This window comes from Collinsella sp. CLA-ER-H8 (assembly GCF_040092335.1).
Classification (GTDB): Bacteria; Actinomycetota; Coriobacteriia; order Coriobacteriales; family Coriobacteriaceae; genus Collinsella.
This window is the reverse complement of sequence record NZ_JBBNLU010000007.1, coordinates 124,384-144,462: the sequence shown is the minus strand read 5'-3', so window position 1 is coordinate 144,462 and position 20,079 is coordinate 124,384. Positions and strand designations below refer to the sequence as shown.

General features: G+C 60.4%; 20 protein-coding genes and 1 rRNA gene. 1 reads left to right on the top strand and 20 read right to left on the bottom strand.

Annotation, left to right across the window (positions count from 1 at the left end; translation table 11 throughout):
- The 4 genes from AAAX72_RS06400 to AAAX72_RS06385 all read right to left on the bottom strand — a co-directional run.
- Positions 1-121 (bottom strand): 16S ribosomal RNA (locus AAAX72_RS06400); the annotation flags it as partial.
- A 407-nt stretch (positions 122-528) separates the two neighbouring features.
- Positions 529-1,929, bottom strand: coding sequence for a phosphoglucomutase/phosphomannomutase family protein (locus AAAX72_RS06395; protein WP_117799130.1), 1,401 nt, complete (start codon positions 1,927-1,929; stop codon positions 529-531).
- Positions 1,930-2,088: 159 nt separating this feature from the next.
- Positions 2,089-2,982: a homocysteine S-methyltransferase family protein gene (locus AAAX72_RS06390; protein WP_035138801.1), complete on the bottom strand. Its 894-nt coding sequence runs from the start codon at positions 2,980-2,982 to the stop codon at positions 2,089-2,091.
- A gap of 10 nt (positions 2,983-2,992) precedes the next feature.
- Positions 2,993-3,415, bottom strand: a complete 423-nt coding sequence (locus AAAX72_RS06385; RefSeq protein ID WP_040359600.1) for a metal-dependent transcriptional regulator — start codon at positions 3,413-3,415, stop codon at positions 2,993-2,995.
- A gap of 120 nt (positions 3,416-3,535) precedes the next feature.
- On the opposite strand from AAAX72_RS06385, the gene pepT reads away from it, so the two are divergent.
- Positions 3,536-4,783 carry a peptidase T gene (gene pepT, locus AAAX72_RS06380; RefSeq protein ID WP_349129618.1) on the top strand — a complete coding sequence of 416 codons (1,248 nt, stop codon included), beginning with the start codon at positions 3,536-3,538 and terminating at the stop codon, positions 4,781-4,783.
- Positions 4,784-5,118: 335 nt separating this feature from the next.
- On the opposite strand, the gene AAAX72_RS06375 is transcribed toward pepT, so the two are convergent.
- From AAAX72_RS06375 to AAAX72_RS06300, 16 genes are all read right to left on the bottom strand, one after another.
- A complete protein-coding gene (locus AAAX72_RS06375; RefSeq protein WP_349129616.1) occupies positions 5,119-6,354 on the bottom strand; it encodes an LCP family protein in 1,236 nt (411 codons plus the stop codon).
- A gap of 12 nt (positions 6,355-6,366) precedes the next feature.
- Complete coding sequence (murA, locus tag AAAX72_RS06370; RefSeq protein ID WP_349129615.1) at positions 6,367-7,650, bottom strand: UDP-N-acetylglucosamine 1-carboxyvinyltransferase; 1,284 nt, start codon at positions 7,648-7,650, stop codon at positions 6,367-6,369.
- Positions 7,651-7,738: 88 nt separating this feature from the next.
- Positions 7,739-8,131, bottom strand: coding sequence for an ATP synthase F1 subunit epsilon (gene atpC / locus AAAX72_RS06365; protein ID WP_349129614.1), 393 nt, complete (start codon positions 8,129-8,131; stop codon positions 7,739-7,741).
- Positions 8,132-8,134: 3 nt separating this feature from the next.
- Positions 8,135-9,589, bottom strand: a complete 1,455-nt coding sequence (gene atpD / locus AAAX72_RS06360) for a F0F1 ATP synthase subunit beta (RefSeq protein WP_006235717.1) — start codon at positions 9,587-9,589, stop codon at positions 8,135-8,137.
- Positions 9,589-10,497, bottom strand: coding sequence for an ATP synthase F1 subunit gamma (atpG, locus tag AAAX72_RS06355; RefSeq protein ID WP_006235716.1), 909 nt, complete (start codon positions 10,495-10,497; stop codon positions 9,589-9,591). The genes atpD and atpG overlap by 1 nt, the downstream gene beginning before the upstream one ends.
- A gap of 5 nt (positions 10,498-10,502) precedes the next feature.
- Complete coding sequence (atpA, locus tag AAAX72_RS06350) at positions 10,503-12,101, bottom strand: F0F1 ATP synthase subunit alpha (RefSeq protein WP_349129613.1); 1,599 nt, start codon at positions 12,099-12,101, stop codon at positions 10,503-10,505.
- The gene (locus tag AAAX72_RS06345; RefSeq protein WP_006235713.1) at positions 12,101-12,577 is read right to left on the bottom strand and encodes a F0F1 ATP synthase subunit delta; all 477 of its coding nucleotides are present in this window, start codon (positions 12,575-12,577) and stop codon (positions 12,101-12,103) included. Before AAAX72_RS06345 ends, atpA begins: the two co-directional genes overlap by 1 nt.
- Complete coding sequence (gene atpF, locus AAAX72_RS06340) at positions 12,567-13,169, bottom strand: F0F1 ATP synthase subunit B (protein ID WP_006235712.1); 603 nt, start codon at positions 13,167-13,169, stop codon at positions 12,567-12,569. The genes AAAX72_RS06345 and atpF overlap by 11 nt, the downstream gene beginning before the upstream one ends.
- A gap of 15 nt (positions 13,170-13,184) precedes the next feature.
- On the bottom strand, positions 13,185-13,379 hold the full coding sequence (locus AAAX72_RS06335; RefSeq protein ID WP_022094262.1) for an ATP synthase subunit C: 195 nt from the start codon (positions 13,377-13,379) through the stop codon (positions 13,185-13,187).
- Between the two features lie 124 nt (positions 13,380-13,503).
- The gene (gene atpB / locus AAAX72_RS06330) at positions 13,504-14,307 is read right to left on the bottom strand and encodes a F0F1 ATP synthase subunit A (protein WP_022094263.1); all 804 of its coding nucleotides are present in this window, start codon (positions 14,305-14,307) and stop codon (positions 13,504-13,506) included.
- A gap of 3 nt (positions 14,308-14,310) precedes the next feature.
- The gene (locus AAAX72_RS06325; protein ID WP_035138788.1) at positions 14,311-14,622 is read right to left on the bottom strand and encodes a hypothetical protein; all 312 of its coding nucleotides are present in this window, start codon (positions 14,620-14,622) and stop codon (positions 14,311-14,313) included.
- 282 nt (positions 14,623-14,904) lie between these two features.
- On the bottom strand, positions 14,905-15,552 hold the full coding sequence (gene upp, locus AAAX72_RS06320; RefSeq protein ID WP_117746943.1) for a uracil phosphoribosyltransferase: 648 nt from the start codon (positions 15,550-15,552) through the stop codon (positions 14,905-14,907).
- A 123-nt stretch (positions 15,553-15,675) separates the two neighbouring features.
- The gene (gene glpK / locus AAAX72_RS06315) at positions 15,676-17,217 is read right to left on the bottom strand and encodes a glycerol kinase GlpK (RefSeq protein ID WP_349129611.1); all 1,542 of its coding nucleotides are present in this window, start codon (positions 17,215-17,217) and stop codon (positions 15,676-15,678) included.
- A gap of 13 nt (positions 17,218-17,230) precedes the next feature.
- Positions 17,231-17,974 carry an L-threonylcarbamoyladenylate synthase gene (locus tag AAAX72_RS06310; protein ID WP_349129610.1) on the bottom strand — a complete coding sequence of 248 codons (744 nt, stop codon included), beginning with the start codon at positions 17,972-17,974 and terminating at the stop codon, positions 17,231-17,233.
- Between the two features lie 134 nt (positions 17,975-18,108).
- The gene (locus tag AAAX72_RS06305) at positions 18,109-18,600 is read right to left on the bottom strand and encodes a type II toxin-antitoxin system HicB family antitoxin (protein ID WP_349129608.1); all 492 of its coding nucleotides are present in this window, start codon (positions 18,598-18,600) and stop codon (positions 18,109-18,111) included.
- Between the two features lie 220 nt (positions 18,601-18,820).
- Positions 18,821-20,071: a HemK/PrmC family methyltransferase gene (locus tag AAAX72_RS06300; RefSeq protein ID WP_349129607.1), complete on the bottom strand. Its 1,251-nt coding sequence runs from the start codon at positions 20,069-20,071 to the stop codon at positions 18,821-18,823.
- Between the last annotated feature and the right edge of the window lie 8 nt (positions 20,072-20,079).

The window sequence follows — 20,079 nt, the reverse complement described above, 5'->3', positions numbered from 1 at the left end:
TCTCCACGTGTTACTCAGCCGTTCGCCACTCGCTTCTATCCGAAGATAGGTGCCGTTCGACTTGCATGTGTTAGGCGCGCCGCCAGCGTTCATCCTGAGCCAGGATCGAACTCTCCGTCCAAAATATATGGGCTTCGAGCCCGTCCGGTCCTCTCAGTTCATCGCTGATCGGTTCCGTTCGATTCATATGGTTCTATTAGATAGGAAAAGGAATTTCTCGGGGCCGCCTCTCGGCGGCCTTGCGAAAAACAAATCCAAGTTAGACCATTTCAAATGGTTCGATGTCTGCCCGGATGCGACACATCTGGTGTGTCCATCCTCGCAGTATCCGGTTCTCAAGGTGCACGCCCCGCGGCTCATCCGGTTCCACCGGGCCGCGCGGCAAGGAGATATATTGCCAGACCGGAGGGGTCCCGCGGGCGGGAATCTGGGCGTACACATTTCCTACACATCTTGTGATCCGACTAACGTTTGCCAGCCGTTAACTACCGCTCGCCGAGCATCTCTTTATATAAGGCAGTCTCATGGTTAAAGCGGATACGTCCCCCTAGCTAAAGCACAGCCAGCATCGAGCAACTCATCACGTTCTTCCACCGAGAACCCCTCGGCGTAGACGCGCACCACTGGTTCGGTCCCGCTAGGACGGACCAGCAGCCACGTGTCATCCTCGAATGACAGACGCAAGCCGTCCATATGACTAACGTTTTGCGGCACCTTGCCACAAATCGACTTGGGGTTTACGCCCGGCAGCAGGGTTCGTAACGTTTCGGCATCTTCGGCCTCAAGGCGCAAGTCGCGTCGACCGTAACTCGTCTTACCAAAACTGTCCTCGAGTTGGTCGACCAGAACGCCCAAAGGCGCGTCCGTCTTTGCCATAAGCTCACACAGAATCAGACAGGCGAGGATTCCATCGCGCTCGGGCATATGCGCGGCGATGCCGATACCACCGGCTTCTTCGCCGCCCATGAGGACGCCGCCCTTCTTCATCTCCGCCGCTATATATTTGAAACCGACTGGTTTGACGGTCACGCGGCAGCCAAGCGCCTCGGCAATGCGACGCACGAGCGTCGAGCATGAAAGATTGACGACGACGCGCCCCTCCAAATTACGAAATTGAACCAAGTCGCCCAAAACGAGCGCCATGATCTGATGCGGATGTATATATCTGCCGCGCTCGTCAACCGCGCCGATACGGTCGGCGTCGCCGTCGGTCACCAGGCCAGCGCAAGCTCCGTCCTCGATAACCGTGCGCTCGCAAGCGTCCACCCACGGTTCAACGGGGTCGGGGCAGATATCTTCTTGGTCAGACGCCTGCCCGGCGTGAATCTCGTGCACCTCAACGCCAAGCTCGCGCAGCAAGTCGGCTAGATAGCCCTGGGCTGCGCCGCCCATGGGATCGACGACCACGCGCAGGTGCGCGGCGCGGATGGCTTCGGCATCGACAAACGATGCCACCGCCTGCATATAGTCAGGAATAATATCCGCGGTGCGATATTGCCCTTCGATCCCCATTGGCTCGGGAGCCATGGTCTCTTCGAGCTCTTCGATGACATCCTGGTTGGCGGTCGAGCCGTCACCCATGCGAATCTTGAGGCACAGATAACCCTGCGGATGATGGGACCCCGTCACCATGAGCGCGCCGCACGCCTCACCGTCATAAGCCGCCGCCCACGTAAGGGCAGGGGTCGGAACAGGTCGCGAAGCGAGCACGGCGTCCAGCCCGTGCGCTGCTAGCACGCCCGCCGCAAGCTCAGCGAACTCGCTCGCCAGGGGCCGGGTGTCGAACCCTATATATACCGTTTTGCCCGGATTGGTCTTTTGCCACAACTCGCCGACGGCATCGGCGATACGGGCAACGTTATCGGCAGTAAAGTCCTCATCGACGCGAGCGCGCCAACCGTCAGTTCCAAAATGAATTATCGCGCACACGCGCAGACACCTCACAGTGTTTGGATCATGGTACGCATGGGGTATACCCGCAACATGCACTCGGCAACCTGCCGGCACCAGCATTCACCATTTGGGCAAATGCTGCCGAGGACATGCAGGCAATAAAAAAAACCGCCCCGTATGGAGCGGTTTTACCCTTTATATATCGAGCGCCTCGGCCATCGCTGCCGTAGTGATTGCCGTGGTTCCACAGCAACTGCCCACCATTGCGGCACCGGCATGTCTCCATTCGATGCATGCGCGCGCGAAAGCTTCGGGGTTCTCGTGCCATACGGGGCCATCCTGAGTCTGGACCGGATCGCCTACGTTGGGACGCACCGTGACGGGAGTAGTCGCCGATGCAACCATCCTGGGCACCGCCGCGTTCGCGGCCGCAAGCGAACAGCAATTAACACCAACCGAGTTTGCGCCGTGTTTTTCGGCGTACAAAACGGCTGCCTCGATGTTGAGGCCATCGCCCAACAGGTCGCCTTTATCGTCAACGACAAAACTCACCAGAACAGGCATGCCGTCGGCGGCGTCTCGGGCGCCGGCAAGCATGGGCTGCAAATTACGGATAGACGTCACCGTCTCGATCAGCAGACCGTCAACACCAGCATTGAGCAAGGCGTGCGCCTGTTCGCGCGCAATGCCTCGGATTTCACGATACTCGGCAGAGTCCTCGGCAAACCACTCAATACCGATCGGGCCCATCGAGCCCAGCAGCAGCTGAGGGTGCGCCTGGCGGGCATCGTCGACAGCCCCGCGATTGACCTCCGCCACGGACGGCGCAATCTGGTCGTGCTTGAGGGCATAGCTCGATGCCTGAAAGGTGTTGGTAATGAGCACCTGCGCGCCGGCGGCGACATACAAGCGATGGATACGAGAAACGGTCTGCGGCTCTGCCAGATTCCAAAACGCCGGTGGAATGTCGGCGGCATCGTACTCACTCAACAGAACACTGCCCATGGGACCCTGCGCCAACAAGGTCTCGCTCGACAAGCGGCGCGTAAGTTCCTCGGCACCAAAGCGGTTGTAATAACTCGTATCCATATATATCCCGCTATTCCTCGACGCTGATTCCCTGCTTTTCGAGATAGGCGAGCCAGCGGCTCATCGTGTCCTCGGATAGCGCATGCTCCATCATGCAGGCCTCGGAATCGGCTCGCTCAAATTCGACACCGAGCTCCTGAACCAAAAACGTGCGGATGAGGCGATGACGGTACCAGATAGCCGTGCCAACCTCGCGGCCGCGATCGGTCAGGATCACCTTGCCGTAGTGCGATTGCTCGACAAGCTCGGATGCCTTGAGCGCCGAAACCGCTTTATTGACCGATGCCTTGGAGACGCCAAGGCGCTGCGCGATGTCGACCGATCGCACGCCGTTGGTTTCCCCCTCTTCGCTTTCAATGCGAACCATGCACTCCAAGTAGTCTTCGTTCGCCACCGTCAGATGTAGTTCGCGCGAGCTATTTGTCGTATCCATGATCTTCCGTCCCTTCTGCATTCAATGGCTGATTCTACCCCATCCAAGCGTCGTGGTATGCCGTGGCATACCGTGCTAGAGTTCTTGTTGCACACGACGACCAAGATTGGAGCGGTCTTTATGGAAAACACCACCACGAGCCCCGATGTCCTCGAGCGCTTTTTGCGCTACGTCCAGATCAACACGCAGTCCGAGGATGCAAACTGCGACCAGGTACCCTCGAGCGCCGTTCAGTTTGACCTTGCCAACGTGCTGGCTGAAGAGCTGCGCGAGCTTGGTGCGGAAGATGCCTACGTGACCGAGCACGCCTATGTCTGCGCGCATATCCCCGCAAGTGCGGGCGCTGAGGACAAGCCCGCCCTGGGCCTGATCGCCCATCTCGACACCACCGAAGTTGCACCGGGCGCCGGCGTGAAGCCGCACATCGTACACTACGAAGGCGGCGACCTGATCTGCGGCACGGTTGACGGTAAGCCCGTTGCCATGAGTACCGCCAAGCTTCCCGCCCTGAACGACCTCGCGGGTGAGGACCTGGTCTGCAGCGATGGCACCACGCTGCTGGGCGCAGACGACAAGGCGGGCGTCGCCGAGATCATGTCGCTTGTCGCACGTATCGCTCAGGACCCTTCTCTGCCCCATCCCGCACTCGGCATTTGCTTCTGCCCTGACGAGGAGATCGGCCACGGAGCCGAGCTGTTGGATATCGATACCTTTGGCTGCAAGTACGCCTACACGGTCGACGGCGGCCCCATCGGCGAGCTGGAGTGGGAGTGCTTTAACGCCGCCGAGGCGACCGTCCGCTTTGAGGGCCAGTCCATCCACCCGGGCGACGCTAAGGGTCGCATGGTCAACGCAGGCAATCTGTTCTGCGACTTCAACGCGTTGCTCCCCTACGTGCAGCGCCCGGAGTATACGGAAGGCTACGAGGGCTTTTATCACCTTGAGGGTGTATCTGCGACCGTCGATCACGCCACAGCGCGCTATATCATCCGCGACCATGACGCCGCCAAGTTCCAGCAGAAACTCGACCTTATTGATGCCGCCGCCTCGATGCTCAACCAGCGTCTGGGTGAGGAGCGCGTGACAGTCGAGATTAAGCAGCAGTATCGAAATATGGCCGAGATCGTTCGTGACTATCCCGAGCTTATTGATGTTGCCAAGGAAGCCTACCTTGCCTGCGGCGTTGAGCCCCAAGTGCTGCCGATTCGTGGCGGCACCGACGGCGCTCAGCTGTCGTTCCGCGGTCTGCCCTGCCCCAACCTTTCCACCGGCGGCTATTGCTACCACGGCGTCAACGAGTTCGTCCCGGTCAGTTCGCTCGTCAAGATGACCGACGTGCTCCAGGAGCTCGTCGCCCGCTTTGCATAAGCCTGGCTGCACAAGTCCAAAAGACGAATCGCCCCGTCCTCAACCAAGAACGGGGCGATTTTTTTACTGCAACGAGAATAGGTTGACGCACGCCAGCCTCTTAACGCAAGGAGTGTCCCAAACTGCCGGCACAAAAGGAACGTCCCCAAGTGCCAAGTGTTCCGGCAACGCCGATGTTTTGGCGCGGACAGCGAAAACCCGCCAGAGCGAGCAAGGTGCCTTGAAACAAGGCGGCATTGACCTTTTGGTCATGCCGCCGAAGTTGAAAGGCAGATTGCCGCTCTGGCGGGTTTGCAGCGTCAAGCGGTTACGCGGTTTGGTAAAACCGCGTAACTCTAGTAGTTAGCTTCGTAGCCGTTGCCGTCGCCGGTGGGCTCTTCGTAGTAGTCCGAATCGCTTGAATCGCTTGAGTCATCGGAATCGTCAGAGCTGACCGATGAGGTTGCGGTACCGTTTGCGTAATCGTCAGACGTGTTGTTGTTCAGGTCGCCGATCGTAGAGCTGGAACCGTCGGAAAGACCCATGGTGTTGGGACCCTTGGGATCCTTGCCGGCATCGACGCGCTCCATCATTTCCTTGAGCTCGTCCTCGTAGACAAAGACGTAGCTCACACCGTCGATCATGGTGCTGTCGTCGGCGTACGAGGGCAGGTTGGCCGAGTAGATACCGTCGACATCCATACCGCGCATGGCGTTGACCGTAGCCACGATATCCTGAACGCTCATATCGGTTACGAGCATATCGGACAGCGAATTAACCAGGCCAAAGATCTTCGTGGCATCGAAGTTATTGAGAATCTGGTTGGCAAGGGCGCCAAGCACCTGACGCTGGTGGCGCATGCGCGTGTAATCGCCGTCGGCATAGGTGTAGCGGCAGCGGGCATAGGTAAGGGCGGTGGCACCGTCCATATGCTGCTGGCCAGCGGTAATCTTAATATCCAGGTGCTCGGGGTCGTCAACATCATCGGTTGCGTTAATGTCGATACCGCCAACCGAATCAATCAGCGCCTGCATACCGTCGAAGCTGACCTCGGCATAGTGGGAAATCTGAACACCGCACAGCTCGTTGACCGCCTCGACCATGGCCTCGGCGCCGCCAACGGTATGGCAGGCGTTGATCTTCATGGTCTCGCCCTTGTACTCGACCTTGGTGTCGCGCGGAACGGAAATGAGCGTCGCCTGCTTTTGCGTGGGGTCGATGCGTGCCAGGATAATCGAGTCGGCACGATACGTATCCTCGCCCGGACGGCCGTCGGTGCCAAGAAGCAGCACGTAGAACGGATCCTTTGCCTCATCGGTGTCAACCAGAACCCGACGCAGATTGTCGGTAATGACATTAGAATCGCCGAGCTTGCCCATAATGGTGGCAAACCACAGGCCGGCAACGGTAGTGGCACTCAGCAGCACGCCAAGCACGACAATGAGCGCGACGTGACGAATCGTGTGGCTACGACGACGTTGGCGAGCGCGCTCGGAATAGCGAGCCACGTTATCGCGACTGTAGATCTTGGCCTGCGCACCAGTTGAGGGTCTTCGGGCGGTGGTATCCGCGAGGGGCTTTTTATTAAACATAGGCAACCTGTATTAGTAGATGACGGGATCGGGGACGGTAGCATGCTCGACATGCGCGCCGAGCGCCTGCAGCTTTTCGACAAACTGCTCGTAGCCGCGCTTGATGTGATGGATGGCCGAAACCTCGGTCGTCCCGTCGGCGATCAAGCCCGCTACGACGAGGGCCGCTCCGCCACGCAGATCGGGCGAGGTAACCTGTGCACCCGAGAAGCCCTTGACGCCATGAATCATGGCATGATGACTCTCGATACGAATGTCGGCACCCATGCGCACCAGCTCAGAGGCAAACATAAAGCGATTCTCGAAGATGTTCTCGGTGATAACGGAGCTACCATCGGCAAGGGCGGAGAGCACCATAATCTGCGCCTGCATGTCCGTCGGGAAGCCGGGGAACGGAAGCGTCTGGATGTCGACCGGCTTGATACGCTTGGCACGGTTCACATGGACGCCATCCTCGACGCGCTCGCAGTCGATACCCATGAGCTCCATCTTCTTGAGCACCATGCCCAAGTGAATGGGGCAAAAGCCCGTGACATCGACACCGCGATCGTCGGCCATCAACGCACCGGCAACGATAAAGGTACCGGCCTCGATGCGGTCGCCCACTACGCGATGGGTAACAGGATGCAGCTCTTCCACGCCCTCGATGGTCACGACGGGCGTACCGGCGCCAACAATCTTGGCGCCCATCTCGTTGAGCATGTTGGCGAGATCGACGATCTCGGGCTCGCGGGCGGCATTGTCGATAACTGTGGTGCCCTGCGCGCGCACGGATGCCATGATGAGGTTCTCGGTCGCACCGACGCTGGCGAACTCGAGCGTGACGGTGGTACCGCGCAGACCTTGGGGCGCATTAGCGTTGATGTAGCCGTGGGCGGTATCGAACTCAACGCCCAGGGCCTCAAGACCAAGAATGTGCATATCGATCTTGCGAGCACCCAGGTTGCAGCCGCCCGGCATGGCGATCTTGGCGCGATGGAAGCGACCCAGCAGGGGTCCCATCACGGCTGTGGAAGCACGCATCTTGGCAACGAGCTCGTAGGGGGCCTCCCAAGAATCGACCTGAGAGGTATCAATCTCGAGCGTGTGCTCGTCGAGAACATCGATCGTAGCGCCCATGCCCTTGAGCACCTTGCCCATCACGTGAACATCGGAAATATCGGGCACGTTCTGCAGCGTCGTCTTGCCCGGCGCCAGAAGCGTTGCCGCCATGAGTTTGAGCGCGGAGTTCTTGGCACCCGAGACGGGCACGGAGCCTCCGATGGCGTGGCCACCCTCAACGCGGATAATATCCAAGGTCTACCCTTTCAAAAAGCATGCCCGGGGTGGCTGGGCCATCCCGGGCATGATGTGTTCGCAAATGGTCGAACGCTAAATCGTTTGACTATTGGGCAAGCTTGAGCTTACACCATGCGATTTCATTATAGAGGTAGGCGCGGCGTGCATCATCCTCCGACAAATTACCCAGCTTCTCTTCAAAACCTTGAATATCAGCTTTAAGCTTGTCGGCATCGACGGTCGCCAAATCGCAAGCGCGCTCGGCGAGAACGGTCACGGCATCGTCCGCAACCTGGGCATAGCCGCCGGCCACGGCAAACGTGTGGTCGACAGTGCCCATGGCCTTATCGGAAACGCGAACGTAACCGCGGTCGATCGTGCAGATCTCGCTGGAGTGAGCAGGCAGAACGCCAAACTCGCCATCCGTGGACGGAATCGACACAAACGCAGCGTCGCCCTCATAGGCGCAGCTCACGGGGCACACGATGCGGATACGCATAACCTACTTCTCCCCCATCTTGCGGGCGCGCTCGCGCACGTCCTCAATCGTGGAAGCATAGCGGAAAGCCTGCTCGGGCAGGTCATCGGCCTTGCCGTCGACAATCTCGGCGAAGGAGCGGACGGTATCCTCGACGCGGACGTAGACACCGGGGTTGCCGGTGAACTTCTCGGCGACGTGGAAGGACTGCGAGAGGAACTGCTGAATCTTACGGGCACGGTTGACCGTAAGGCGCTGCTCCTCGGACAGCTCGTCCATACCCAGAATGGCGATGATGTCCTGAAGGTCGGAGTACTCCTGCAGGAGCTCCTGGACCTTGACGGCGACACGGTAGTGCTCCTCGCCGACGATCGAGGGATCGAGAGCGTCGGAGGAAGATGCGAGCGGGTCGATAGCCGGGAACAGGCCGAGCGACGAAATGCTACGCGAAAGAACCGTGGTGGCGTCGAGGTGCGTAAACGTCGTGGCAGGCGCCGGGTCGGTAAGGTCGTCTGCGGGGACGTAGACAGCCTGGACGGAGGTAATGGAGCCCGTCTTGGTCGAGGTAATGCGCTCCTGGAGGTCGCCCATCTCGGTTGCCAGCGTGGGCTGGTAACCAACGGCGGACGGCATACGGCCCAGCAGTGCGGAAACCTCGGAACCTGCCTGGGAGAAGCGGAAGATGTTGTCGATGAACAGCAGAACGTCCTGGCCACGATCGCGGAAGTACTCAGCGGTGGTAAGGCCGGCCAGACCGATGCGCAGACGCGCTCCGGGCGGCTCGTTCATCTGACCATAGACCAAGCAGGTCTTGTCGATAACGCCAGACTCGCTCATCTCGAGGAACAGGTCGGTGCCCTCGCGGGTACGCTCGCCGACGCCGGTGAACACCGAGGTGCCACCGTGCTCCTGGGCGAGGTTGTTGATGAGCTCCTGAATCAGAACGGTCTTGCCGACGCCGGCGCCGCCGAACAGGCCTGTCTTGCCGCCACGGATGTAGGGCTCGAGCAGGTCGACGGCCTTGATGCCGGTCTCGAAGATCTCGGTCTTGGTGGTGAGCTCGTCGAAACGGGGCGCTGCATGGTGGATGGGGTAGAACTCCTCCACCTCGGGCATGGGCTTGCCGTCGACGGGCTTGCCCATGACGTTCCAAATGCGGCCGAGCGTCTTGGGACCAACGGGCATCTTCATGGGCTCACCGGTATCGGTGGCGATGAGGCCGCGCTGCAGGCCGTCGGTCGAGGACATGGCGACCGTGCGGACGACGCCGCCCGGAAGCTGGCTCTCGACCTCGAGGATCGTGCTCAGATGACCGATCGGGGTCTCGGCCTCGACCGTGAGCGCGTTGTAGATCGGGGGCACCGCGCCGTCAAACTTGACGTCGACGACAGGGCCGATGATTCGCACGATGCGACCATCACCGGCAGTCGTCTTCTTGGTGGCTTCCTCGACCGCAAGCTTTACGGTGTTATTAGCCATTACTGTTCCTCCAATGCTGAGGCTCCGCCGACGATCTCGTTAATCTCGGTCGTGATCGAAGCCTGGCGCACGCGACTATACGTGCGGGTAAGGGTCGAGATGATCGCGGTGGCGTTTTCCGTCGCGGAGTGCATGGCCTTGCGGCGTGCACCCTGCTCGGCAGCCGCCGAATCGATCAGGGCCTGGTAGATGACCGTCAGGATATAAGACGGCACAAGCTTGCCGAGAACATGCTCGGGAGAGGGCACGAACTCGAACGTGGACGAGATGCGCTTAGGGGCGTCGGTCTCGTTCTTACGCGGACCGTGGGCCATAGCGATCATCTCGGGGTCGAGCGGCAACAGATGCTCGACGCGAAGCTCCTGATCCACGCGGTTCTTGGCGTGGTGGTAGACAAGCTCGACACGGTCAAGCTCACCGGCACGATACGCATCGCAGATATGAGAGGAGATCATGCGGGCCTGATTGAAATCGGGCTCAGAGGAGTTGCCCTCAAAGTGCATGACGACGTTTGCGCGGTCACGGAAATACGTGGCCGGCTTACGCCCGCACGCGATAATCTCGCACTCGATGCCGTCGTTCGCCCAAGAAGCGGCGAGCTTTTCGGCCGTGCGCTCCACCGTCGTATTGAAACCGCCGGCAAGGCCACGGTCCGAGGCAATAACGACAATCAGGCCATGCTTGACGCTCTCATGCTTCTGCAGCATGGGATCGGTGCCCGAACAGGAGGCGTCGCCGGCGACCGTCAACATGACGTCGGTCAGCGCCTCCTTATAGGGCTCGGCCTGCTTGGAGCGATCGAGGGCACGACGGATCTTGGCCGTAGAGACCATCTCCATCGTGCGCGTGATCTGCTTGGTCGTGGTAACCGAGGAGATTCGCTTCTTAATGTCGCGAAGGTTGGCCATGGGGCTTAGTTCTCCTCTGATCCAGAAACATCCGAATGGTGCTTGGCCATGAACTGCTGCTTGAAGTCGCCGATGACGCGCAAGAGCTCAGCCTTGGTGTCATCATCGATCTTCTTGGCGCGAACCTTGTCGAGCAGCGAGCCAAAGCCATTGTCCATGTACTCGATGAGCTCGGCACGGAAAGGCAGCACGTCGGCGATCTCCAGGTCATCCAGGAAGCCCTCGTTGCCAGCGAACAGCGTAACGATCTGCTCGCCAACCTCAAACGGCTCGTAACGCGGCTGCTTCAGGAGCTCGGTCATGCGGGCACCATGGGTCAGCTGCTTCTGAGTAGCCTCGTCGAGGTCGGAGCCGAACTGCGTAAAGCCGGCGAGCTCCTGGTACGAAGCGAGGTCCAGACGGAGGTTGCCGGCGACCTGCTTCATAGCCTTGGTCTGCGCGTCGCCACCGACGCGGGACACGGAAATGCCCACGTCGACTGCCGGGCGCTGGCCCTGGAAGAAGAGCTCGGACTGCAGGTAGATCTGACCATCGGTAATGGAAATGACGTTGGTCGGAATGTAGGCCGAGACGTCGCCGTCCTGGGTCTCGATGATCGGCAGTGCCGTCATGGAGCCGTAACCGTTCTTCTTGGACATCTTGACGGCACGCTCGAGCAGACGAGAGTGCAGGTAGAAGATGTCGCCAGGATAGGCCTCGCGTCCGGGCGGACGATGCAGCGTCAGCGACATCTGACGGTAGGCCACAGCCTGCTTGGACAGGTCGTCGTAGATGACGAGCACGTGGCCGCCGGGGTTGGTCTCGCTGGCGGGCTTGCCGTCCTCGCCGTTGTACATAAAGAACTCGCCGATAGCGGCACCGGCCATAGGCGCGATGTACTGCATAGGGGCGGAATCGGCAGCGGTGGCCGAAACGATGATGGTGTAGTCGAGCGCACCGTGCTGAGCGAGGGTCTCGCGGATGTTGGCAACCGTGGAGGCCTTCTGGCCGATGGCGACATAGATGCAGACCATGCCCTTGCCGCGCTGGTTGAGGATAGCGTCGATGGCGATGGCGGTCTTACCGGTCTTACGGTCGCCGATGATGAGCTCACGCTGACCGCGGCCAATAGGCACCATGGAGTCGATAGCGAGCAGACCGGTCTGAACCGGCTCGCACACCGGGGTACGATCGATGACGCCGGGAGCCTTGAACTCGATGGGGCGACGGTGCGTGGCGACGATGTCGCCCAGGCCGTCGATGGGCTGGCCGAGCGGATTGACGACGCGGCCGAGCATGGCACGGCTCACGGGGATATCCATAATGCGGCCAGTGGTGCGGCACTCGTCGCCTTCCTTGATGGAGTCGACGGCACCAAACAGAACGGCGCCGACCTCGTCACGGTCAAGGTTCTGGGCAAGGCCGAAGACGGTCTCACCGGTATCGGAGCTCTTGAACTCCAGAAGCTCGCCTGCCATGGCGCTCTTGAGGCCGGAGACGCGCGCGATGCCGTCGCCTACCTCGTCGACCGTTGAAACCTCATGCGTATCGACCGTCGCGGAGAGGCTCGTGAGCTGCTCCTGCAGTTTCTTGGCGATATCCTGGGCATTGAGGGTTTCGGACATTAGGCTTCACCTCCGTACGAATTAGCAGAGTTTGCGAGGGTCTCCTGCGCGATGCGCAGCTGCGTCTTGACGGAAATGTCACGACGCTCGCCGCGGGCCTCGAGCACCAGGCCGCCCACGATAGACGGGTCGACCTGCTCGATAAGGAATACCTTGCGGCCGAAGTCCTGCTCGCATTTCTTAGTGATGGTTTGACGCAGCTCGTCGTCGAGCGGGATCGCCGTGGTGACGGTCACGCCCACTACATCCTCGTCTTCCTCGGCAACATACTTAAAGGCAGCTGCCACCTTGGGAAGAAGGTCGAGCTGGTCGCGCTTGGACATGGTGTCGAGCACGGCGATGATCTCGGGGCTGGCAGAAGCCAAGCGCTCGATCATCTCGAGGTCCTCGAACACATGGTTCTCGGCCTTGGCGGCTTCCAAAAGGGAACGCGCGTAGGTCTCGAGCACCTTGTCCTGATAGCGGCTAGTCGGCATTCAGGCTACCTGCTTCCTGGATGTAGCGCTCGATGAGCTTCTTCTGCTCGGCATCGTCCTCGAGTGCCTCGCCCACGATCTTGGTGGCGACGGCAACGGACAGGTCGGCGATGGAGCTCGCGGCACCGGCGTAGATGGACTTGCGCTCGTCCTCGACGGTCGTATGGGCCTTGGCGATGATCTCCTCGGCCTCCTTGTGAGCAGCCTCGATGATACGGGCACGCTCGGACTCGGCGTCCTTACGGGCCTCGAGAACGATGTCGGCAGCCTGACGACGGGCGTCGGTGACGATCGAGTCGGACTCAGCGCGCTTGGCGATAGCCTCCTGCTTGGTCTTCTCGGCCTCGTCGAGGCTCTCCTCGATCTTCTTGCCGCGCTCCTCCATGGTTTTCATGATGCCCGGCAGGGCGACCTTGGCCAGCACGATCCAGATAATCAGGAAGGCGATAAGCGCCGGGATGAACTCCGCCATCTTAGGGATGAGGATGTCCGCACCGGCGGCGCCGTCCTCGGCGAACGCGGAAACCGGCATGAGCAGCGCGGCCGCGGACGCGGAGAGTGCGATCGCGCTCTTCTGGGATGAAAGATTCATACTTGACGCTCCGTGCTATTTAACGATCAGCGCGACAACGAAGCCGATCAGAGCCAGAGCCTCGCCGAAAGCGGAGCCCATGATGAAGACGGTGAACACGCGGCCCTGGACCTCAGGCTGACGGGCCATAGCACCCGTAGCACCCAGAGCAGACAGGCCGATAGCAAGACCAGCGCCGATAACACCGAGACCGTAACCGATAACTCCCACGATTCCTCCTTTGTCGTGCGTGTCTTATTTCACGCAGGATAACCTTTTTATAACTGCCGGGCTCCATGGGTACGGGCACCGGCGGTTTAACGAATTGCCTTACCTTTAAGGCGCGAACGGAAGACTACTCCTCCTCCGCGACCTCCTCTGCCTCGGAGACATACACGGCGGTAAGGACCGTGAAGACGTAAGCCTGGATGGCGCCGACCACAAGCTCGATCGCATAGATCAGGATGAGAATGGCAAGCCAGGCCAGCGAAGGCAGGGCGCCGACGGCGTGGGCCGCGGAAACCTGCTGAAGCAGCGGCTGCATGAACATGCTCGCCATGATGGCGAACGAGCCCATGACCACGTGTCCTGCGAACATGTTGCAGAACAGACGGACGGCGAGCGTGATGAGGCGCAGGAAGGTCGAGAAAAGCTCGACGACCCACACGAGCACGTTCATCGGGAAGCTCACGCCCTGCGGAGCGAGGCTCTTGATGTAGCCGATCACGCCGTGAGCCTTGCATCCGTAGTAGATGAAGTACACGAAGGCGAAGATGGCGAGCGCGGCGGTGGAGCCGATTGCACCGGTGCCGGGCTTCATTCCCGGGATCAGGCCGATCATGTTATTGATCAGGATGAACAGGAAAAGCGAGCACAGGAACGGGAAGTGCTTCTTCCAGTTCTCACCCACGACGCCCTTGCCGATATCGTTCTCGACGTACTCGATGATGTACTCGAAACCGTTGACGAAGAAGCCCTTGGGGACCAGGGTCTGCTTCTTCTTGAACACGGCCAGGACGATCAGGAGCACGATCGTGGAGACGATCAGCCAAAACGAGTACTGCGTGATGCCGCAGCTCAGATCGCCCACGACAGGGGTGGAGCTGAACTCGCTGACCAGATGATTAATCTCATCAGGCAGCTTTTCAAAAATTTCCACGACTTACCTTTCGACCTCATGAGGATCTCGTAGCGCCTTGGCGACGCGAACCGCGCAGGCGGCCATAAAGGCCACGAAGCCGATCGCCTCGCCCAGGAGGAACATGCGAAATGCCTCTCCGAACAACACAAACACAACCAAGGTAAAGACGAGCAGAGCGATTGCCGAGACCGCCAGACTCACCATACCCTTGAGCATGTCCGCATTCTGCTTATCGTCAAGAACCGGCTTGAGCGTAAAGACAAAGGGAAGGAAGGCAATCGCGCCCGCGATGGCACCTGCAACGATAGCGAGCAGATCGGCTATCTGAAACACTGGCGTCCTCACTTTCCTTTTTTATCGCCTCACAGGACAGTTCCCGCCAAACATTGGTGACTATTGTACGAGCCAATCGCTAAAGTACAACCGAAAAAGCATCGGTTAATACGCACCTGTTCGTTTTCTTAAGACCTTCTTTATGCCGCAGGTACGGTAATACGTTTTTCTCGAACCCTGCGGGGCAAAACGTCCGTTAACAGGAGTGCGCGCGGTCGTCTTTTGTTCGACCGCGCGCACCATTTCTTCGTATTTTCGACGTTAGCCGGTATGGCCCAGAGATTACAGCGTGCCGTAGATGCGGTCGCCGGCGTCGCCCAAGCCGGGAACGATGTAGGCAGCTTCGTTGAGATGGTCGTCGATGGCGCAGGTATAGATATGCACATCGGGGTCCTTCTCAGTCAGCGACTTGAGGCCCTCGGGGGCCGCGACGATGCACAGCATGCGGATGTCCTTGACACCGCGCTCGCGCAGGTAGCTGATGGCCATCTCGGCCGAACCGCCCGTGGCGAGCATGGGGTCGACGACCAGGCAGATGCGCTGGTCGATATCCTTGGGCATCTTGCAGTAATACTCGTGCGGCTCGTGGGTAACCTCGTCGCGCTCCATACCGATGTGGCCCACGCGAGCGGAGGGTACCAAGTCGAGGATGCCATCGACCATGCCAAGGCCTGCACGCAGAATGGGAACGATGGCGAGCTTTTTGCCGGCGAGCTGCTTAAACGTTGCGGTGGTGATGGGGGTCTCGACCTCGACGTCTTCCATGGGCAGGTCGCGCATGGCCTCGTAGCCGTCAAAAAGTGCGAGTTCGCGCACGAGCTGGCGGAACTGGTTGGTGCCGGTGTTTTTGTCGCGCAGAATCGACAGCTTATGCTGGACGAGCGGGTGATCGACAAGGGTCACACGGGACGTATCGTAGGTGACGGTCATGGGTTGATTGCCCCTTTCGTTGCGGCCGGAAGATGGCCTTGCTGACAAGGCGCATGGCGATGTTGTTGCCGCGCGCCGTGCATAAGTTTAGCGGTTTGTTGTATCGAGCAGCCCATCGCAGCCCTACTGTGCGGTACTGAGCGAGCGCTTGACTGCATCACGCCAGCCCGCAAGGTTTTGCTCGCGACGCTCGGCGGACATATGGGGAAGGAAGGTCCTAACGATCTGGGCATTTTGCTCCAGCTCTTCAAGGTCTTCCCAATAGCCGACGGCAAGACCCGCCAAGTACGCGGCACCGATTGCCGTGGTCTCCACCGTCTCGCATTGCAGCACGGGGATATCCAGCAGGTCGGCCTGGAATTGCATGATGAACTCGTTGCGTGAGGCGCCGCCATCGACGGACAGGCGCTCAATCGAAAGTCCCACGTCCTGCTCCATGGCGCGCAGCACGTCATAACTCTGGTAGGCCATGGACTCGCAGGCCGCACGCACAATGGTCGCGCGACTCGAGGCACCGGTCAGGCCGCACACGATACCGCGGGCACGCGGGTCCCACCAGGGAGCGCCCAGGCCAGCGAAGGCGGGGACGAAGTAGCAGCCCTCGTTGTCGTTGATCGAAGCGGCGAGTTGCGCGGACTCGCTCACACTCGAGATGATGCCCATGTTGTTGCGAAGCCAGTTCATGGTGGAACCGGCAGCAAAGATGGAGCCCTCGAGTGCATAGCTGATCTTGCCGTCCGCGGCGATACCGATCGTGGAGACCAGACCGTTCTTGGATTCGACGACCTCGTCGCCGGTGTTCATGAGCATAAAGCAACCCGTGCCATAGGTGTTTTTGGTCTGGCCGGGATGGAAGCAGCAGTGGCCGAACAGCGACGCCTGCTGGTCGCCCGCCACGCCCATGATGGGTGGCATGTTGGTCATGATATCGCTCGCGACGCGGCCGTAGTCGCCCGAGCTCCAACGAACCTCGGGCATCATGGAACGTGGAACGTCAAAGAGCGCCAGCAGGTCGTCGTCCCAATCGAGCGTATGGATATTAAAGAGTGCCGTGCGGCTGGCATTGGTGTAGTCGGTGGCAAAGACCTGACTGCCGGTGAGGTTGTAGATGAGCCAGGTGTCGATGGTGCCGAACATGAGGTCGCCCGCCGCCGCGCTCTCACGCGCACCGTCGACGTTGTCGAGAATCCACTGCACCTTGGAGGCCGAGAAATACGGGTCGAGCGTGAGTCCCGTGCGGGAGCGCACCAGCTCTTCTGCGCCCCGCTCGACCAGCTCGTCGATCAGAGGTGCGGTGCGACGGCATTGCCACACGATGGCGTTATAGATGGGTTGGCCGCTTATGCGGTCCCACACCACCGTGGTCTCGCGCTGGTTGGAGATACCGATGGCGGCGATGCGGTCAGAATGGATGCCGCTCTTAAACTGGACCTCCATCATCACGCCGATCTGGCTGGCAAGCACCTCCATGGGGTCTTGCTCTATCCAACCGGGACGCGGGAAGCCGGTTTTGACGCTACGACGTGCCTGCGCGACGATGCAGCCGTACTCGTCGACGATGGTCGCAAGTACCGAGGTGGTGCCGCAGTCGAGCGCCATGATGTAGGAACCGCCAAAGTTAAACGAGGCATCTTCCATGCCCAGGCTGCCCAGATTCAACGACATCGCTTACACCTTTCTATTGCATCGGGTCGGACAGGACCCGTTCGATCTCTGATGCGGGAAGTGCGCCTTGGCGCAGGATCTGGAGCCCGCCGTGCTGGAACGACACGATGGTCGAGGCGTCGCGACACGGGGTCTCGCCGGCGTCGACGGCAACATCGACCCCCTCCAGGATGCGACCTTCGACGGCGGCAAAGCTTGCCGGCGAGGGCGCGCCGTGTGTGTTGGCGCTCGTGCAGGCAAGGGGACTGCCGCAGGCGCGGATGAGCGCTTGGACCACGGGAGAAGCCGAAGCGCGCAGGGCCACGGTGTCGTCGGCAGCACGCATAAAGGTCGGCACGCAGGGAGCCGCCTTGACCACGATAGTCAGGGCTCCCGGCCAGCATCGTCGCGCAAGTACGCGGGCATCTTCCGGGATATCCACGCCATAGCGGTCGAGCGCCTCGACGCCATCGACCAGCCAGGCGACCGTTTGGGTGAGCTTGCGCTGCTTGAGGGTAAAGATGCGGCGGTAGCCAGTACCAAGCGCGGGGACCGCGGCGCCGTTAACGGTGGCATGCGGATCGCGCGGCCACAACAAGGATTCGCTTGTATCTTGGGGCACGGCGTCCGAGAAGGCGTTGACTGCCACGGCGACACCGTAGACGGTCTCGGTCGGGATCAAGGCCAGGCCGCCGCGGCCGAGCACCTCGGCCGTGCGCTCGACGGCGAGCCGATGCGGCTCGCGCGTTCCCTCGTATACCCGATAGACCGTCTGCATGTGTATGCCAGCCCCTTACGCCCTGGTGAAAGTTTGTTTACTGAAGGGCATTCTCGCACGAAACATTCAACCTATTTGCCCAGAGCGCATGTTGGTTTGGTGAGCGGCTTTAGTAGTCGGTGAAAGTGAGGGGGTTATTGAACTGCGACGAACTTCTTTGGCCTGCCGGCGTGGCGTTTTTGGGCGGCGTAGCGCTCGATGCTGTCTATCGTTATCATCCGACGGCCGTCGACGAGTTCAACATCGAGCTTTCCGGCTTTGACCAGAGCGGTAATCCGCGGAGCGGAGACTTTGAGGTCCAGCGCTGCGTCTTTAAATGTTCGGCACGCCGCTTCCCGAGCGTCCTCGTGGTCGATTTCGACTGAAAGGGCCACGACCTCGGCCGAGTGTTCGTACCCTGCCGGAGTCAAACCGTTGTTGAGGTCGTCGGCCAAAAACGCCATCAGCGCCTCGGTGGCATGGGCAATCGCTTCTTCGCGCGTATCGCCATCGGCAAAGGCGCCGGGAATCTGCGGGAAGCTGGCGCAGTAACCGTCGTCTTCTTTTATGAGAACGCAGTCATAGGTAAATCGCTGCCTCATTTTGCCTCCAACTACCATCCAGCTTGGCGACGAATACTTGCCCACGTGCCCTTCTTTGGTCGATCACCACCAGAGCCGTTCACGGTGACAACACGGTCACCAGAAACATACTTAGCATGACTACCGACTTGCGCGACCTTCACGAATCCATCGTGCTTGAGTAGGGCAATGATTTCCCGAAAGGTAGGAGGTTGCATGGGCCGGCCTCTTTCAGCCGTCCTAATTATAAACTACTTTATAATTTTTGCTAACCAGTTAATGAATATTACTGGCGCTGTTTGGGCTCGGTGACGATGGCTCGGACGATACGGGGACGATCGGTGAGGTCGTGGACGATGCGCACGTCCGACAGACCCGCTTGACGACAGAGCTCGGCCGCGGCATCGAGGGCGCCCTCGTAGAGCTCGCAGGCAAACAGGCCACCGGCGCGCAACATGTAGGGCGCCGCGTTGAGCAGGCGGCGGAAGATATCGAGGCCGTCGGCACCGCCCTCGAGCGCCAGATCGGGCTCAAAGTCCTTGACCTCGTGCGGCAGCGAGCGCATGACGCCGGTCGGGATGTAAGGTGGGTTGGAGACGAGCACGTCAAAGGTGCCCCACTCTTCGCGGGGAATGGAACTCACCAGGTTGGTGAGGCTAAAGGCAACCTCATCGGATGTGAGACCGAGCGCGTCGCGGTTTTTGGTGGCCAGATCGATAGCGCGCGGCTCGATATCGGTGGCGGTGCAGGTAACGTGGCCGCGGCGCTCCCAGGCAAGGGAGAGCGAGATGCAGCCCGTGCCGCAGCCGACCTCGAGAACGCGGGCGATGCGGGGCTCGGCTGGGGCAGGCGAAGCGGCATCCTGAGCTGAAGCCGTCTCCTGGTCGGCACCCTCGATGGCGATGCCGTATTCGTCGAGCTCGGACTCGGCGGCTTCCGCGACTTCGGCTTCTGCTGCCTGCGCGGCGGCTTCCTCGGCCTCGCGGTCGGCCAGCTCCTCGGCATAGGCACGGCTGCCGAGCACGTCGCTACCCAGCGCAGCCTCATCGGCGGCCGTCAGGTTGGCGGCACGGCGCTCGGCGGTCGCGCGTTCGTCTGCCAGCGCGGCCTCAGCCTTGCGTGCCTCCTCGACCTCATCGTTCCAAGGCAGCTCAACACGCTGACGGGCAGCAGCCTCGGGGCTCAGCACCTCGGCATCCAGATAATTGAGGACTTCCTCGACGAGCATCTCGGTCTCGGGACGCGGAATGAGCACGCCGGGGGCGCACGTGACGTCGATCATGCGAAACTGCGTGCTGCCGGTGATGTACTGCAGCGGTTCACCTTTAGCGCGACGAACAACGGCCGCGTGCATGGTCTCGAGCTGAGCCGCGTTAAGCGTCTCGTCCATGCGCATATATAAGTCGATGCGTGCCAAACCCGTGGCAGCGCAGAGCAGCCACTCGGCAGAAAGACGGGGGTGCTCCTCGCCGCGCTCGGCCAGGTACTCCTTGGTCCACTCGAGACAACGCTTGATGGTCCAAATCTCGTTTGCCATGGGGCCCT

Excerpts from the sequence above, each read along its gene's own strand:
- upp (WP_117746943.1), bottom strand. The coding sequence starts at position 15,552 with ATGACCGTCACCTACGATACGTCCCGTGTGACCCTTGTCGATCACCCG.
- pepT (WP_349129618.1), top strand. The coding sequence starts at position 3,536 with ATGGAAAACACCACCACGAGCCCCGATGTCCTCGAGCGCTTTTTGCGC.
- AAAX72_RS06390 (WP_035138801.1), bottom strand. The coding sequence starts at position 2,982 with ATGGATACGAGTTATTACAACCGCTTTGGTGCCGAGGAACTTACGCGC.
- AAAX72_RS06345 (WP_006235713.1), bottom strand. The coding sequence starts at position 12,577 with ATGCCGACTAGCCGCTATCAGGACAAGGTGCTCGAGACCTACGCGCGT.
- AAAX72_RS06310 (WP_349129610.1), bottom strand. The coding sequence starts at position 17,974 with ATGCAGACGGTCTATCGGGTATACGAGGGAACGCGCGAGCCGCATCGG.
- glpK (WP_349129611.1), bottom strand. The coding sequence starts at position 17,217 with ATGTCGTTGAATCTGGGCAGCCTGGGCATGGAAGATGCCTCGTTTAAC.
- atpF (WP_006235712.1), bottom strand. The coding sequence starts at position 13,169 with ATGAATCTTTCATCCCAGAAGAGCGCGATCGCACTCTCCGCGTCCGCG.
- atpA (WP_349129613.1), bottom strand. The coding sequence starts at position 12,101 with ATGTCCGAAACCCTCAATGCCCAGGATATCGCCAAGAAACTGCAGGAG.
- atpC (WP_349129614.1), bottom strand. The coding sequence starts at position 8,131 with ATGCGTATCCGCATCGTGTGCCCCGTGAGCTGCGCCTATGAGGGCGAC.
- atpG (WP_006235716.1), bottom strand. The coding sequence starts at position 10,497 with ATGGCCAACCTTCGCGACATTAAGAAGCGAATCTCCTCGGTTACCACG.
- AAAX72_RS06300 (WP_349129607.1), bottom strand. The coding sequence starts at position 20,071 with ATGGCAAACGAGATTTGGACCATCAAGCGTTGTCTCGAGTGGACCAAG.
- AAAX72_RS06385 (WP_040359600.1), bottom strand. The coding sequence starts at position 3,415 with ATGGATACGACAAATAGCTCGCGCGAACTACATCTGACGGTGGCGAAC.
- atpD (WP_006235717.1), bottom strand. The coding sequence starts at position 9,589 with ATGGCTAATAACACCGTAAAGCTTGCGGTCGAGGAAGCCACCAAGAAG.
- AAAX72_RS06375 (WP_349129616.1), bottom strand. The coding sequence starts at position 6,354 with ATGTTTAATAAAAAGCCCCTCGCGGATACCACCGCCCGAAGACCCTCA.